A 14,742-nucleotide genomic window follows, 5' to 3' on the forward strand; every position below is an offset into this window, starting at 1 on the left:
GCGCCTCACGAGGGCGCCTGACCCTCAGGGCGCGGGCCCTGTTCGGCCTCCGGCTCCTGCCCTTCCGCATGTCCGGCTGCCGGGCAGGAGGGGTTCGTGCAGGATGTATCGGCGTACTGCGGGACGTAGATGCCCATCGTCTTGTGCCGATGGACCGTGGCCGGCAGCGGTTGCTTGCAGGACGGGCAGAGGTGTCCGGGGCGGGTTGCCGCATGGTGCTCTTGTTCGTACATACACCGACTTTACGTCCACTTTGCCCTAATTTGAAGCAATCCTGGGCGATTGTCACTTACCGGGTGCGGGTTCGTCGCTGTCTGTAGGCGGCGGCCGCAGCAGGCTCAAGGCAACGGACACGGCGAGGACGACAACGATCACACCGAGACTCACCGGCGAGGGGATCTCCGGGACCGCGGGGCTGATCAGCTTGTGAGAGGCCTGCAGGGCCAGTTTCACGCCGATGAACGCGAGGATCAGGGCCAGCCCCTTGCCGAGGTAGTGGAAGCGGTCCAACATGCCGGCCAGCATGAAGTACAGCGCCCTCAGTCCGAGGATGGCGAACGCGTTGCTGCTGTAGACGATGAAGGCGTCGCTGCTGACCGCGAGCACGGCGGGCACGCTGTCCACGGCGAAGACCAGGTCGGCCGCCTCGATGGCGGCCACCACGGCGAGCAGTGGGGTCGCGACCCGCTTCCCCGCCTCCTTGACGAAGAACTTGGTCCCGACGTAGTCGTCCCGGACGGGCATGACCTTCCGGAGCAGCCGGACGGCGATGCTCCGCCCCGGGTCGAAACTGTTGTCCTCCTCATTGAGGATCTTGTACGTGCTGTAGAAGAGGATGGCGGCGAAGACGTACAGGACGGCCGTGAACCGGCTGACAACGGCGACGCCGGCGGCGAGGAACAGTCCACGGAACACCAGGGCTCCGAGCACCCCGAGGAACAGCACACGGTGCTGGTACGCCCGCGGGACCTTGAAGTAGCCGAAGATCAAGGCGAAGACGAAGAGGTTGTCGACCGACAGGCTCTTCTCCAGCAGCCACGCCGTGGTGTACTCGACCCCGGCCTGCGTGCCGACGACGACGAAGACGACACCACCGAAGACCAGGGCCAGACTGATCCACATTCCGCTCCACACGGCGGCTTCGCGGAAGCCGATGACGTGTGCCTCACGGTGGGCAAGAAGGTCGACCGCCAGCGACACCAGGACAGCGGCGGCGAAGGCGATCCACAGCCAGTAGGGCACATCGTGCACGGCGGGCCCCCGCAGGACGGCAGGAAGGGCGACTCCCCTTAGATCCGAGTCTGCGGGACCCGGAACGAGTTGTCCTCCGGCGGGACGGACCCGGATCCTGCCACCGCGCGGGCCCGCTGGCGGCCATCGCGCTCGGCAGTGCGGTGACGGCCGTGCACGGAGATCGTGGCGGTCAGGACGAGATCGCGCGATCGATCTCGCATCAGCCCCGCACGGCGCTGACCAACGAAGCGCCGATGGTGCCGGCCGCCATGATCAGCATCGTCAGCCGCGGCACGGCCGCGGCCTGCGATGGCTGCCGGGTGTCGGAGCGCGACAAGCGGCTGCAGCTCGCACATTCGGCATCCCGATGGTCAGGCTGTTCGAGCCAGTAGGCTCCCGTCAGCCTGGCGAACGAGGCGACGGATTCGCTCTGCGGTGTGGTCACATACGGACAACGACGATGGCTTGATTCCGGGTCTGTGCCTGCCAGGAACGTCACCGATTCGTTAGCCCGAGCCTCCACCCGTCTCCCGCTCGTGGAGTGCGCCGCTCACGCTGCGGGGACAGCGCGCTGGAGGGCGGTGATGACGCGATCGAGGGCGTCCTTGCTGTACGGGTCCGCGAGGTTGACCCAGAGTTTGAACATGAAGCGTCGCAGCGTGGGGCGGCGAAGGGCCTTCGTGGCGACGAGCTTCATGACGGCCGGGTGACCGAGGGCATGGACAACGAGACGTCCGACGGTGAAGTACCGGCCGTAGGCATCGCGGATGATCTCGGGGTACGCGAGCAGGGCTTCCTCGCGTCCGTGCGCGGTGGGCTGCGCGAGCGCCCGGGTGACTGCTTCGGCTGCCAGGCGTCCGGACTCCATCGCGTAGTCGATGCCCTCGCCGCTGAGGGGATTGATCATTCCGCCGGCATCGCCGGTCAGAAGCAGACCGCGGGTGTAGAGCGGACTCCTGTTGAGCCCGGCGGGAAGAGGGGCTCCGCGCAGGGGGCTGAGAGCGTGGGCTTCGTCGAAGTGCCCGGCGGGGGCAAGGCGCGCTGTCCATTCTCTGAAGAGCTGTCGGTGGTCGACCTTGGGTTTGGGTCCGATGTGAAACGTGCCCAGGCCCACGTTGAAGGCTCCGCCGCCGACAGGGAAGACCCACCCGTAACCGAATGGCATGTACGTTCGGTTACGGGAGTCACGCGTTTCCAGGCCGAGCCAGGCTTCCAACATGTCCGCGTCATGATGCGGCGCGGTGTAGTAGCGGCGCACGGCCACACCCATGGGGCGGTCCCTGCGCTGCTGGAGACCGAGTGCGACGGCCAGGCGGCTCGACGCACCGTCGGCAGCGACCACCAACGGCGCCCGGTAGGTGCGAGTGGTGCCCTCCTGCTGAGCGATCACGCCGCTGACGCGGCCGGTGGTCGGGTCGACGAGGGGCTCGGTGACCTTTGTCCCCTGGAGCAGGCGCGCGCCGCTCGCCACGGCATTCGTTGCGAGAAGGTGGTCGAAGTCCATGCGGCTGCGCACGAGCCCGAAGTCAGGGAAGGGCCCTTCACCGGGCCAGGGCATCTCCACCGTCGTGTCAGAGCCGTGAATCCGCAGGCCCCGCGTTCTGATCCAGCCGTCTCCGCCGATGTCGAGGCCCAGGTCGACAAGTTCCTTCACGGCTCGCGGGGTGAGGCCGTCTCCACAGATCTTGTCCCGCGGGAAGTCGGCCTTCTCCAGAAGCAGGACGTCATGGCCTGCCAGCGCCAGATAGTGAGCGGCGGTGCAGCCGGCAGGTCCCGCGCCGACGACAATGACATCCGCCGAATGGCGCTGTGGGGATGAGGTCATGAAACCTTCCTCTGTAGCAATGGGCCATGAAGCGCAACGGCTTCCCATGTGTACCCACGGCTGACGACTTCGACCACCCGTCTTATGGGCGAAGCCTTCGTCGCACCGTCACGTCGAGGTAGTGCTACGGCGACGGTGGACTGCCTGGACGAGTCGTCCGCCGGATCCTTGACGGCAAGGGCTCCTGAGGAACCGAGCCGCCCGTGGCATCGGCCCCCGCGCCGCCCGGGGACATGTCCCCGGGCGGCACCTTCCGGACTTGTCCGAAGGTGGCCGGTCAGCCGTACATCGCCACCCGGTACAGAGCCGCGAGCGCGTCGTCGATGGGATGGGGCTGCGGCTTGCCGGAGGAGTCGAGCTTGTTCCACCTCTGCATGTTCACCGCGACCGCCATCTGTCGCTTGCCGTCGGCACGGGTCATGGCCAGCGCTCCAGCACCCCAGACCGTGCCGCCGTGGCCCCAGAAGGTTCCTTGACCGGGACCCTCCATCGGGTACAGGCCGAGGCCGTAGTCTCCCCTCTTCCCTTCCTGGGTGACGACCGGGACAGTGCGTTGCATCTGCGCCAGCGACGACGGACTGACGATCTCGCCGGCCAGCAGCACGCCGTAGAAGCGGTTGAGGTCCGCGACGGTTGATATCAGCGACGCCGCCGGCCCCACCCATGACATGTCGTAGACGCTGTAGTCACGCGGTGGGTCGATCATGCCGAACCACGCCTCGTAGAGCTTCGAGTGCGGCCCGTCGACGTTCGGTCCGGCGGGGAAGGCGGTGTCCCGGAGCCCGGCGCGCTCGATGACGTTCCGGGTGATGTACCGCTCGGCCGTAGTGCCGGTGACCTGTTCCAGGAGTCGGACGAGGATCAGGTAGTTGGTGTTGGAGTACGCCCCCGGCGTACCGCCCGGGGCGCCGGCGGCAGGTGCGGTGAGCCCCATCTCGATCAGCTCAGCGGGGTCGAACCGCGTGAATCGGTGGTCCTCCAGACTCTGGGGTCCCGTGTCCGCGAGGGCGGGGAAGGCCTTGAAGGAGGGGTAGGCGTACGGGAAGTACTCGGCGAGGCCGCTGGTGTGGTTGATCAGCATCCGGACCGTGATCGCGTCACCGCGTTCCCCGGGAACCAGCCCCGGAAGGTACCGGCCGATCGGTGTGTCGAGACCCCGACCGGCCTCGACCTGCTGCAGGACCGCGGCGGCGGTGAAGGTCTTGGTGATGCTGCCGACCCGGTGCCGCATGTCGACGGTGACGGGGCGGCCGGTGGCGACGTCGGCCACCCCGGCGGCACCGCGCCAGACCTGTTCGCCGTCACGCACCTCGGCGAACAGGCCCGGTAAGCCGGCGCGGTGGACGTCCTCGATGGCTGCGTTCAGCGCAGCGGAATCCAGTGGGTTCTTCACGTCATGCGTCCTTTCGCGTTCTCCGGGGTGAGCTCCTCAGCGGTTGCCCGACCCGGACAACAGGGCACGAGTGGCATGCCGGCCCGCCCGGCGTACTCATGTCCTCATTATGCACGCGGTGCGTGCATCACCAAGTGCATCGCTAGGATGAGACCCGGCGAGAGGAGCAAGATGGCAGGCCGAAGGCGTTGGTCGACCGAAGAGATCCTGGATGCGGCGGCGGAGCTGCTGCGCACGAGCGAGGACGCGGATTCGTTCAGCGTGCGCAAGCTGGCCGCGACCCTCGGGACCGATTCCTCCAGTCTGTACCGGCACTTCCGCAGCAAGACCGAACTGCTGCGCGCGGTCGCCGACCGGATCCTCCTGGCCTCGATGGACGGCTACCGCCCCGAAGGCGACTGGAAGCAGCGCATCACGTCCCTGGCCCTGCGCGTCAGAGAGGCGTTCGGACGGCAGCCCCAGCTCGCCGCGGTGTGGGGACGGTACGCGTCAGGCGGCGCCGGCTCCCGGCTGGTCATGGAAGAGGTGCTGCAGGCCCTGCGCGCGTCGGGACTGCCCGACGAGGAGATCCCGGTGCGCTACCACCGCCTCGCGGTCCTCATCGCGGCGCTGATCGCCTCCGAGGCCGGAGTCAGCACCATCACCACCGAAGAGTACGAACAGGGCATGGAGCTGTTCCGGGTCGCGGTACTCGGCGCGGACCCCGAACGCTTCCCCGCCCTGGCGCACTTCGCTCGCGATGTCCGCCCTCTCGGCGCGGATCGCCACGCCGCGTTCGAAGAGATCCTCGCCGCCCACCTCGCCCAGATCGAGGCCGAGATCCCCCCGAGCTGACCGACCGGCCGGGGAGTGTCGGCGGACGGTGTCACTCAGGCGGGACTTCCCTGGGGGGCGGTCAGCCAGCGCCGTATCACCTGCAGACACACGGTCGCGGCCACGATCAGACGACGCTGATCGCTCCCGGCCCACCGGTCCGGTTCGACTCTGTACTGTTGCAGGCCGTCGAGAGAGCGGACGGTCGAGACCGTCACCCGGCCGACCTCGCGGTCGCTCTGGTCCCGCACCAGCCAGGTCTTCCCCATGAGGGCGGTACGGGTGAGGCGCAGCGCGTCATCTCCGCTACGTATGTCGAGCAGTCGGGTGTGGTTGACACGGCCAGGCGCGTGGACCTCGCCGATCGGCCGGCCCCCGGCGTCGGTCAATCGGAAACGGGGCCGGGCAAGTGCCCTTCGGGAGACCAGGTCGACTCCCAGCAGGTGTCGGTTCCCGAGGTCCCGGAGGGCGTACGCGAATGTCCCACAGTCATGGAGGTGCGCCAGGACTGTGCCGTCCTCGGCGGCGAGGTGCATCTTGGGACCGCAGTAGGTCCGCAGGAGGGACCGCCGCGGCTCGGCAAGGATCACCGTGGGAAGGCTGAACAGCTCGTCAACGGGTTCCGCCGCGTCGCCGCCCATGCCGTAGCCCCTCCGCCGTCGCTACTCCCTGCGTGACGCCGAGTATGACGCTCAACCCCGCACCGGGCGACACCTGTTCGAGTTCTCAGGGCCACCCGCCGGGTGCGGTTCAGTCTGGAAAGGGTTGATCAGTACGCGGAGTCGACGTTGTCGATGGAGCCGTACTTGTCGGCCGCGTAGTTGGCCGCCGCCGTGATGTTGGCGACCGGGTCGGTCAGGTCATGCGGGGTGCCGGCGACGTGGTAGGCGTCGAAGGTCGGCTGGATGACCTGGAGCAGGCCCTTCGACGGCGTGCCGTTCTGCGCGTTCACGTCCCAGTTGTTCTGGGCGTTCGGGTTGCCGGAGGACTCACGCATGATGTTGCGGTGCAGGCCCTCGTAGGTGCCGGGGATGTCCTCGGCCTTCATGATGTCCAGGGCTTCCTTGATCCAGCCGTCGAGGTTGTCGGCGTACTGCTTCTTCGCCTTCTTCGCCGGAGCGTCCGCCGCCACCTGGAGCGCCGAGACATTCGCCGATACCGGGGCCGCCTGAGCGGGCGACGGGGCCAGCGTGAGCGCCGCGGCTGCGACACCCGCGGTGGCCATGCCTGCGACGGACAGCTTGCGGAATCGGGCGATGCGGCTGGTGGTGTTCTGCGTGCGGGCGGTCATACGCGAGTGACTCTCAATCTGGAGACGACGTGGGGATGCCGACCGAATGCGGTGCGGCGGAGCGGAGGAGTTCTCCGCGAGGCGGCTGCGGCGGACGAGCGAAGGTGTTCTGCTGTCCGGCCGGTGCCGGGCTCCCCGGAACGACAGCCATGGTTAGGGGCGCTCCGAGCCCATGGCAAGGATGTGACGTACTACCCCACCGCATAGCAAATGTCTGGAATGACCTGCCGCAAGCCACAAGCACGCGGGATCGCGGGATCCCCACGTACTACCTCCCTTAGGACGTGACGTGGATCCTGTGCGGGGCATCACAGCTACGGCGCCTGTCCGGGCACCTTCATGACTCACCGGTCGGGGCGACTCACGCTTCGTACACGAGGGCGGCGTCGGCGCCACGATGGGGCCCGTCTGGGGCCGGCGCCCCGACACCCGTCGCGCACCGCTCCCCGCTCCACAGGCCTCCAACCCGACCTTCGCCACGGCACTCGCATGCCGAGCGGCCGACTTCACGATCTTCGTGCGGAGCGCCGGGGGGTTGCCGTGCGAATGTGACCGATTGGCAACAGGATGACCGGATGAGCAACTTTCCGACCACCTCGATGCTCTAGGTGCTCGACATGATCAGACGCGGGTAAGAGGCCGAAACGATGAATGCAGTACCGGTGGACGGGACGTCCCCCAGCGGGTCGGAGAGCGGGCAGACCCCGGCCGGCGAGGACGTTGTGCAGTCGGAGGGTACGGACGCCGTCGAGAAGGGCGGGCGGGCACGCTCCGCCTTCTTGGAGGAACCGACGCCTGCTGCGGAGGCTACCGATCCCGGCCCGGCGTCGGAGGAGGTCGAGCCGGAACAGGAACTGGAGCACGCGGCGAAGCCCGGGACCGCGGTCGACCGTGAGGCCGACGCGGGCCCCGGCGGCACCGCGCACCAGCACCCGCATCCACATCCGCACCAGGCCGCCCCCGAGCCTGAGCCGCAGCCCGAGCCTGCACAGGCACCCACGCCGCCGGTGCCGGCTGCTCAGGATCCTGCCCCTGCCCCGGCCCCGTCACCGGGCTCCTTCAGTCGCGAGCCGGAAAGGACGCAGGAGGCCCCACTGCCCGTACTCGATCCGCCGACGCAGCTCACGAGCGCTCCCCCGCAGTCCGCGGCTCCGAAGCGGACCCTCGGACGGCGGATGGGAATCTGGGCTCCGCTGGTCCTGCTGCCGGCGGTGGTCTTCACGGTCGTGCAGGCGTTGCGACCTCTGCCGGAGCCCACCCTCGGCGGAGCCGAGACCTCGTACGCGCTGCCGGGCCGCTTCGAGATCCCGTGGCCCGACCACGGGCAGGGCGCGGTCCGCATTCCCGAGACCGGCCAGGTCGCCGTGTTCGGTGCGCAGGAACCGGTGCCGACGGCCAGCGTCGCGAAGATCATGACGGCGTACGTCATCCTCAAGGGCCATCCGCTGAAGAGGGGCGAGGAGGGGCCGCAGATCACGGTGGACGCCCAGGCCGTCGCGGACGGGACGGCCAAGCACGAGTCCAGGATCCAGGGTCTGCGGGCGGGGACCACCTTCAGCCAGCAGGACATGCTGAAGATGCTGATGATCCCGTCGGGCAACAACGTCGCCCGGTTGCTGGCCCGGTGGGACGGTGGGGGCGACTCCACGGAGGCCTTCGTGGCGAAGATGAACGCGGCGGCCAAGGATCTCGGGATGCACGACACGACCTACACCGACCCCAGCGGGCTGGACGCGAAGACCGTGAGCACGGCCGTCGACCAGCTGAAGCTGGCGGAGGAGGTCATGAAGTTCGACGTCTTCCGGGCGATCGTCGCCATGCCGAACGCCACGATCAAGGGGCTGCCGGAGCCTCTGTCCAACAACAACGCCAGCCTGCTTGTCGCCGGGCTGAGCATCAGGGGCATCAAGACGGGTTCCAGTACACCGGCGGGCGGCACGCTGGTGTGGGCCGCGTACAAGACGGTCGGCTCGCGGACACCGCTGATCCTCGGCTCGATGATGGGCCAGCGGGTCGACGGGCCCGACCCCGACGCCATCAAGAGCCTGGACCTGGTGAAGTCCAACAGCGAGAAGGTCGTCGCGGCCGTCCGGGCGGGTCTCACGTCCGTGACCGTCGTCGCGAAGGGTCAGGTCGTCGGTCACGTGGACAACGGTCTGGGGCGGCGCACACCTGTGGTGGCTGCGAAAGACCTCCAAGTCGTCGGCGTACCCGGCCAGCAGCTGGACGCCGTCCTGACTGGCAACGGAAAGACGCTCCCCCGCTCGGCCGCGTCCGGCACCGAGGTCGCCACGCTGACCGTGGGCAGCGGGCCTGGGGCCGCGTCGGTCCCGGTGACAGTGCAGACGGACCTGAAGGAGCCCTCTTTCACCGACAGGCTCACCCGCCTGGGCTGACGAACACCGCGGCCAGCCTCGCGACGCCACCTGCGTGGAGCAGCGGTGCCGAGCACCGCTGCTCCCCCGTGGAGAGGGCCCGCCGCTGGCGCGGCCCCGTGCCCATACGGTCGGCGAAGTGGCTGGCAGCCCGGCCGCCCCAGGCTCCACCCGGCGGCGCGGTGCCGGCGACCCCGGTGTCGGCGCCAGTGCCCGTACGAGACCGGTCCAGTGGGGTCGCCCGGGACGGGCCCGTGCTCAGCTGCCCTGATCACCCAGGAGAACCGAGCGATGGGATCGGAGCCAGGAGCGCTCGGCCAGCATCTCGGGCACATCGCCACGGGCCAGGAAGGTCGCCCACGGCTCGTGGCCTAGCCGACCGAGTCGTTCGATGCGCTCGGCCTCGCGGGACTGGACGGCATCCAGCGCATCGAGAACTGCTGACGGCTGTGCCCCGTAGGCGGCGCACAGGGCCTCGAGGCGGCTCCGCAGGGTGTGCTCACCGGTGATCGAAGCCCTTCGCTGCTGCTCGACGGAACGCAGCGGCACGGCGTACCAGGCGAGCTGTGCGAGGTCGTCGAGGGCATGACCGGGCGCTGCGAAGTCCCAGTCGATGAAGCCGGCCAGTCGGTCGCCGCTCCAGACGGAGTTCCACGGGCCGAGGTCGCCGTGCCGAATGACCATGCCGGGCCTCGACTCGTCCTCCTGGCCCAGCCATCGCGCGTCGGCCGGTGGCTGGAAGTCCCGGACAGCGTCGTGGTATTCGCGCAGCCAGCGCCCCAGTTCGCCGATTCCGGCGGTTGACCGCAGAACCGACGGCCAAGGCGTGAACGCGGGTTCGCCGTGCAGCAGCGACAGGACCTCATCGGTCCCGTCGGCGCCAAGGACTCGCGGAGCCCGAGTGAATCCCACCGTTTCCAGGTGCGTCAGCAGGGCATGCACCGCAGGCGTCCACTCGCCGGCCGGTCGGCGGATCGTGTCGCCGATCCGCCGCACCGTGGTCACGCTTCCCTTGTCAGTGGCGCCGTCCTCGATCATCGGGTCAGCGTAGCCCTGCCACACGCGCAACGATTGCGGTGCCGATTCCGATGCCTGGGGTCGTCCTGTCCCTGCGGTCGCAGCAGGGGTACGTCTTCCGAACCGGCGGGGATGTAAGCGGATCGCCGGGCGTGCCAGCGGGGCCAGTTGAGGAAAGGTTGTGGTGACGTCGACCGGCCGCGGCGGGGTGGTACGGATGACGTCATACGGTGATGCTGCCAGCGGCCTCTGACAACCGGCATGCCGAACCATGGCCGTTGCACGTCAGTCGACGACCCACCTGGACCAACGCCCCCTGATCGCAGCGAAACCGCCTAGTGGGAACCCTCCAAGCCCGGCTCGGCATCGTTGTGGCAGGTCAAGATCACCATGCTCGTCGAAACGACCGCAGACTTGCAGAACGGGGTGGCCGAGGCGGCCGCCGCGTCCTTGTCCGTGACGACACCTGGGACACCACACTGTGAGCGAACGCGTCATTGCGCCCAAGAGCCGGGGCTTCCTGTTCCTCGACTCCCATCCTGGCGGCTGCCGACAGCTGGTGGACGAGATGTGGCAGGCCGTCCCCGCCCCGGACACCGCCGGGCGCGAAGGGCCGGTGGCCCTGGTCATCGGCTCGTCCGCCGGATACGGCCTGGCCGCTACGATCGCGGGCCTGGCCCGTGTCGGTATCCGCGGCATCGGCGTGTGCTTCGAGAAGGCGCCCGCGCGGCGCACCGGCACAGCCGGCTGGTACCGCACCGCCGCCACCGCCCGGCTCGCCCGACAGCACGGGCGGGACATGGTCTTCCTCAACGGCGATGCGTTCAGTGACGCGATGAAGGAGCAGGTGGCCGACCTTCTCGCCGAGCGGTTCGGGGGACGACTCGACTTCCTGATCTACTCGGTGGCCGCACCACGCCGCACCGACCCGGACACCGGAGACGTGTATGCCTCGGTCCTCAAGCCGGTCGGCTCGCCCCACACCACCAAGACCCTCGTCTTCGACGCGGACGGTGCCCCGGAGGTGAAGGAGGTCACCACCGCGCCGGCCGAGGGCGACGACATCGAGCAGACCGTGGCGGTGATGGGCGGCACCGACTGGGAACGGTGGATCACCTTCCTGGCCGACCGCTCCCTGCTCGCCGACGGCTTCGTCACCGCCGCCCTGTCCTACATCGGCTCGCCGCTCACCGCGGCGATCTACCGTCAGGGCACCATCGGCGCGGCGAAGTCCCATCTGGAAGCCACCGCACGCACGTTGGACGAGCGCCTCGGCAAGACCCTGGGCGGCCGAGCCGTGACCTCGGTCAACGCCGCTGCCGTCACCCAGTCCTCCACCGCCATCCCCGGTATCGCCCTGTACGTCGGGCTGCTTCGCGGCGTCCTCGGCGACGACGCCATGGTGGCCCCGATCGGCCAACTGGTGCAGCTGTGGGACCAGCTGACCGGCGCCCGCCCCCTCGACCTCGACGAGGAGGGCCGGGTCCGCCTCGACGCCTGGGAACTCGACCCCGCCGTGCAGAACGCCGTCGCCGAGCGCTGGAACACCGCGACCGGCGACACCATCAGCGAGCTCGCCGACCTCGACTGGTTCAGCGACGAAGTCCGCCGCCTCTACGGCTTCTCCGTCCCCGGCGTCGACTACACCGCCCCCGTCGAAACCGACATCCCCTGGCCCACTCTCACCACCTGACCCGCGTCGCGCCACGCGCCCAGGGAGGGGGCCGGGAAACCGGCGTCGTTCACCCCGATGGCAGGCGGCGCATCCCGTGTCCGTGACCGGTCCCCTCCATGATCGTTACCCGCAGTGGCAGCGTCTGAGGGCGGCACCCCCGCCCCTTGGCTACGGGGAGGAATGACGAGTGGGTGGCTGGATCGGTATCGGTCTAGGGGCGGCGGCTGTCCTGTGCCCGTTGCCGCAGTACGGCGACGTAGCCGTCGTCATGGAGCACACCCCCACCGGCGATCGCCTGGTGGTGTGCGCGCCGGACGTAGTGATCGACATGGGCTACGGCGACGAGGCAGCCGAATCCCAGCGACCCACCTGCACACCGACGTCCCCGCCGACGTCTCCACCGCCCACGTCGCGGCCGACTCCACCGGCTCCGCCGGCTCCGTCTCCGTCGGCCCCCGAGCCGACATCGCCGGAGCCGCCCGGACCCACACTTTCGGCGCCGGAAGCCGCCCCGGCACCAGCCGCACCGGCGCCCCCCGCTCGCGGCCCGGACCTGACACCACCGGCGGACCAGGTGCCGAGTACCACCCCGGCCGCCCCGACGTCGTCCCAGCCGAGACAGGCGCCTCAAGCCTTCCGGTGGGTGCCGCGCTCGCACTACACCGGCGGTCCGTCGCGCCCAGCTCCGGCCGGCATCTCGATGACCATGTCCACGGTCGTGGTCACCCTGCCCGCTGTTCTGGCCGCGGCCGCCCTGCGGCCGGGGTCCCGTCGCCGCGCCCGTGGCTGACCACCGTCTCCCCACTGGGGCGGCTGGTCCGCCACCGGCCCGTCGTGCCCGCCCCGTACTTCGTTCACATCGCTTCGCTCGTCCTGGAGTTGTGCAATGCCGGAATGGCTCGTCTACACCCTGGCCTCGGTCCTGGTCTGCGTTCTCGTCGTCACGGCGACCGTCTTGCGGCACCGCCGCGTGGCAGTCGACGAGGACACCTCCGAGACGCCGGACGTGCTGGAGTACATGGTCATGATGGTCGGGGTCGTCTACGCCATCGTGCTCGGCCTGGCGATCGCCGGCGTGTGGGAAGCCCGTAGTGCGGCCGAGGACACCGTCCAGCGAGAGGCTCAGGCCCTGTACGAGATCGACCAACGACTGGACGTCTACCCGGCCGCCTTCCGGACGCAGATCAAGGAGCACATCGACGCCTACGCCCGTCATGCCGTCACCGCCGAATGGCCCGCCCTGAAGGACGGCACGCCCGTCGACGGCACCGGCGCCGAGCTGCTGGGCCGGATCCGGAGCGACATCGCCCACCGCACCCCGGCGGACGAACTCCAGGCCCAGGCCTACCAACCGCTCCTGGACCAGGTAGCGGCCGCGGACGACGCCCGTCACCAGCGCCTGGACACTTCCGGCACCACGCTGCCCGCCGCGCTCTGGTTCGGCCTCGTCGCCGGTGCCATGGTCACCCTCGGCCTGCTCTACACCCTGCAGATCCGCCGCTCCGCGCGCGAACTGCTGCTGGCGACCACCTTCAGCGCCCTCGTGGTCTTCCTTCTCTTCCTCGTCTGGAGCTTCGACGCGCCCCTCGGCCACTCGGGAACGGACTCGGCCCAGCCCCTGAGCGACCTGCTCACCACCGCAGCCTGATCACGCACTCCGCCATGTCCGGCAGTCGGTGACGTGCGGCGCACAGCCGAACGGGTCGCCGCGTCGGCGCAGCGACCCGTCTCTCGTGCCTTCGGGCTCGCCGACGCGGCGAAGGGCGGCGGAGCGTTGCGGGTCGGCCGTCGCCACGCGATCAGGGCGACGGCTCCGGCCGGCAGCCTGTCAATGGTTCGGGCTCTTGACCCGGTGGTGGGAGACCTGTCCGCGTACCGTGCGCCATCGCGACCGAGTCTGCTCGACCACGCTGTCCCACTGTCGGCGGACCTCGTGGTCGGAAGGGCGCTGGCCCTGACGGATGCGGCTGAGCTCGTCCTGTACTTCTCGTCCGAGCGCCGCCGAAGCGACCAGGACCAACATGGCCGCGAAGAGGGCGGAGATCATCGCGAAGACTGCACCGACCACCCCGTAGCGTGCCACGGAGGAGTTGAACAGGTGCGGCATGTAGATGCTGGCGCCCACCGAGTAGGCCGCCGTCAGAACGGCGCCGGTGACGCCGAAGGGAAGAAGGTCCGGCCAGCTGATCCGTTTCGCCGACAGGATCCAGCCGCTCCAGACGAGGAAGGTGGCGGTCACCAGCACGCCGCACATCACGGCGACCAGACCGAGCGCGCCCCCATCGAAGAGTGTGGAGAGCAATGCGGTCACCCCCAGGTAGCCACCGAGCGTGAGGATCCACCACAAGCCGTTGCGTGTGTTGCGCACACTGAGGGGTTTGAGTTCCCACACCTGCTCGAAGAGCCGCTGGGAGGCTCGCGCGAAGCTCAACACCGAGATCGTCAGAAACACGAACCCGAAGATGCCCACGCTCGCGCTGGTCGCTTCCGCGGGTGAGAACAACGAATTGACCGCCGTGGCTCCTGCTCCGCTGAGGTTGTAGCGCTTGATGATCTGCTCTGCGGCGTCGTAGTGAACGACGTTGCTCAGGACGGCGCCGAGGAGGATCGCGAGCGGGACCAATGCTGTCAGGGCGCTGGACGCCAGGGCCATCGAGCGGTCGAAACCCACGATCTTCTGAAACCGGTTGATGACCCGCAATGCGAAGGCCGGCCGCAGCCAGAACGTCAGTGTTCTGACGAGGCGCTCTCGATTGTTCCCCGTCGCCCTGCCCTCCGCGAAGTTCGGCCCTTGTGGCAACGCGAGCCTAACGGTCGGCCGCCTGACCGATGAAGGACGACACGACAAGCAGCACGCCGGCCGCGTTCTGGGGTCCGGCCCCTGGCGCCCTCCACCGGAACGTAGCGACAGCGACGGCCCCGGCGTCAGAGCCCTGCCGACGCCGGGCGCGGGGGGGGGGGGGGGGGGCCCCCCCCCCCCCCCCCCGGGGGGGGGGGGGGGGGGGGGGGGGGGGCCGGGGGGGCCGGGGCCCCGAGGAGGATCGAGGATCAGCCGCTGACGCCTCGGAGGGCCATGGAGACGGCCGCGTCGGCGATCCGGTCCGGTTCCTCCGCCGCTCC

The 14,742-nt window shown here is 69.3% G+C and carries 12 protein-coding genes; 4 read left to right on the top strand and 8 right to left on the bottom strand.

Annotated elements, in window-relative coordinates:
• Nucleotides 1–285 precede the first annotated feature (285 nt).
• From ACFQ7Q_RS23635 to ACFQ7Q_RS23650, 4 genes are all read right to left on the bottom strand, one after another.
• Entirely contained in the window at nucleotides 286–1,251 is a 966-nt protein-coding gene (locus tag ACFQ7Q_RS23635; RefSeq protein WP_383558500.1) for a TerC family protein, read from the bottom strand.
• A 202-nt stretch (nucleotides 1,252–1,453) separates the two neighbouring features.
• Nucleotides 1,454–1,678 carry a hypothetical protein gene (locus ACFQ7Q_RS23640; protein WP_383558502.1) on the bottom strand — a complete coding sequence of 75 codons (225 nt, stop codon included), beginning with the start codon at nucleotides 1,676–1,678 and terminating at the stop codon, nucleotides 1,454–1,456.
• A gap of 105 nt (nucleotides 1,679–1,783) precedes the next feature.
• Nucleotides 1,784–3,058, bottom strand: a complete 1,275-nt coding sequence (locus ACFQ7Q_RS23645) for a geranylgeranyl reductase family protein (RefSeq protein WP_383558504.1) — start codon at nucleotides 3,056–3,058, stop codon at nucleotides 1,784–1,786.
• A gap of 277 nt (nucleotides 3,059–3,335) precedes the next feature.
• A complete protein-coding gene (locus ACFQ7Q_RS23650) occupies nucleotides 3,336–4,451 on the bottom strand; it encodes a serine hydrolase domain-containing protein (protein ID WP_383558506.1) in 1,116 nt (371 codons plus the stop codon).
• Between the two features lie 171 nt (nucleotides 4,452–4,622).
• Here ACFQ7Q_RS23650 and ACFQ7Q_RS23655 point away from each other — a divergent pair, with 171 nt between their 5' ends.
• Nucleotides 4,623–5,285 carry a TetR/AcrR family transcriptional regulator gene (locus ACFQ7Q_RS23655; protein ID WP_383558508.1) on the top strand — a complete coding sequence of 221 codons (663 nt, stop codon included), beginning with the start codon at nucleotides 4,623–4,625 and terminating at the stop codon, nucleotides 5,283–5,285.
• A gap of 35 nt (nucleotides 5,286–5,320) precedes the next feature.
• On the opposite strand, the gene ACFQ7Q_RS23660 is transcribed toward ACFQ7Q_RS23655, so the two are convergent.
• Nucleotides 5,321–5,905 carry a hypothetical protein gene (locus tag ACFQ7Q_RS23660; RefSeq protein ID WP_383558510.1) on the bottom strand — a complete coding sequence of 195 codons (585 nt, stop codon included), beginning with the start codon at nucleotides 5,903–5,905 and terminating at the stop codon, nucleotides 5,321–5,323.
• A gap of 128 nt (nucleotides 5,906–6,033) precedes the next feature.
• The gene (locus ACFQ7Q_RS23665; RefSeq protein WP_383558512.1) at nucleotides 6,034–6,555 is read right to left on the bottom strand and encodes a transglycosylase SLT domain-containing protein; all 522 of its coding nucleotides are present in this window, start codon (nucleotides 6,553–6,555) and stop codon (nucleotides 6,034–6,036) included.
• Between the two features lie 1,175 nt (nucleotides 6,556–7,730).
• Here ACFQ7Q_RS23665 and ACFQ7Q_RS23670 point away from each other — a divergent pair.
• The gene (locus tag ACFQ7Q_RS23670) at nucleotides 7,731–8,951 is read left to right on the top strand and encodes a serine hydrolase (RefSeq protein WP_383558514.1); all 1,221 of its coding nucleotides are present in this window, start codon (nucleotides 7,731–7,733) and stop codon (nucleotides 8,949–8,951) included.
• A 237-nt stretch (nucleotides 8,952–9,188) separates the two neighbouring features.
• Here ACFQ7Q_RS23670 and ACFQ7Q_RS23675 read toward each other — a convergent pair whose 3' ends face one another.
• Nucleotides 9,189–9,968 (bottom strand): phosphotransferase, encoded by a 780-nt coding sequence (locus ACFQ7Q_RS23675; RefSeq protein ID WP_383558516.1) that lies wholly within the window; start codon nucleotides 9,966–9,968, stop codon nucleotides 9,189–9,191.
• Nucleotides 9,969–10,428: 460 nt separating this feature from the next.
• Between ACFQ7Q_RS23675 and fabV the strand changes: the two genes are divergently transcribed.
• Entirely contained in the window at nucleotides 10,429–11,640 is a 1,212-nt protein-coding gene (gene fabV / locus ACFQ7Q_RS23680; protein ID WP_383558518.1) for an enoyl-[acyl-carrier-protein] reductase FabV, read from the top strand.
• An 868-nt stretch (nucleotides 11,641–12,508) separates the two neighbouring features.
• Nucleotides 12,509–13,270, top strand: a complete 762-nt coding sequence (locus ACFQ7Q_RS23685) for a hypothetical protein (RefSeq protein ID WP_383558520.1) — start codon at nucleotides 12,509–12,511, stop codon at nucleotides 13,268–13,270.
• A gap of 180 nt (nucleotides 13,271–13,450) precedes the next feature.
• Here ACFQ7Q_RS23685 and ACFQ7Q_RS23690 read toward each other — a convergent pair whose 3' ends face one another.
• Nucleotides 13,451–14,422: a YhjD/YihY/BrkB family envelope integrity protein gene (locus ACFQ7Q_RS23690; protein ID WP_383558521.1), complete on the bottom strand. Its 972-nt coding sequence runs from the start codon at nucleotides 14,420–14,422 to the stop codon at nucleotides 13,451–13,453.
• Nucleotides 14,423–14,742 lie beyond the last annotated feature (320 nt).

This window comes from Streptomyces sp. NPDC056527 (assembly GCF_042794475.1).
Classification (GTDB): Bacteria; Actinomycetota; Actinomycetes; order Streptomycetales; family Streptomycetaceae; genus Streptomyces.

Excerpts from the sequence above, each read along its gene's own strand:
- ACFQ7Q_RS23645 (WP_383558504.1), bottom strand. The coding sequence starts at position 3,058 with ATGACCTCATCCCCACAGCGCCATTCGGCGGATGTCATTGTCGTCGGC.
- ACFQ7Q_RS23655 (WP_383558508.1), top strand. The coding sequence starts at position 4,623 with ATGGCAGGCCGAAGGCGTTGGTCGACCGAAGAGATCCTGGATGCGGCG.
- ACFQ7Q_RS23660 (WP_383558510.1), bottom strand. The coding sequence starts at position 5,905 with ATGGGCGGCGACGCGGCGGAACCCGTTGACGAGCTGTTCAGCCTTCCC.
- ACFQ7Q_RS23665 (WP_383558512.1), bottom strand. The coding sequence starts at position 6,555 with ATGACCGCCCGCACGCAGAACACCACCAGCCGCATCGCCCGATTCCGC.
- ACFQ7Q_RS23670 (WP_383558514.1), top strand. The coding sequence starts at position 7,731 with ATGGGAATCTGGGCTCCGCTGGTCCTGCTGCCGGCGGTGGTCTTCACG.
- ACFQ7Q_RS23675 (WP_383558516.1), bottom strand. The coding sequence starts at position 9,968 with ATGATCGAGGACGGCGCCACTGACAAGGGAAGCGTGACCACGGTGCGG.
- ACFQ7Q_RS23685 (WP_383558520.1), top strand. The coding sequence starts at position 12,509 with ATGCCGGAATGGCTCGTCTACACCCTGGCCTCGGTCCTGGTCTGCGTT.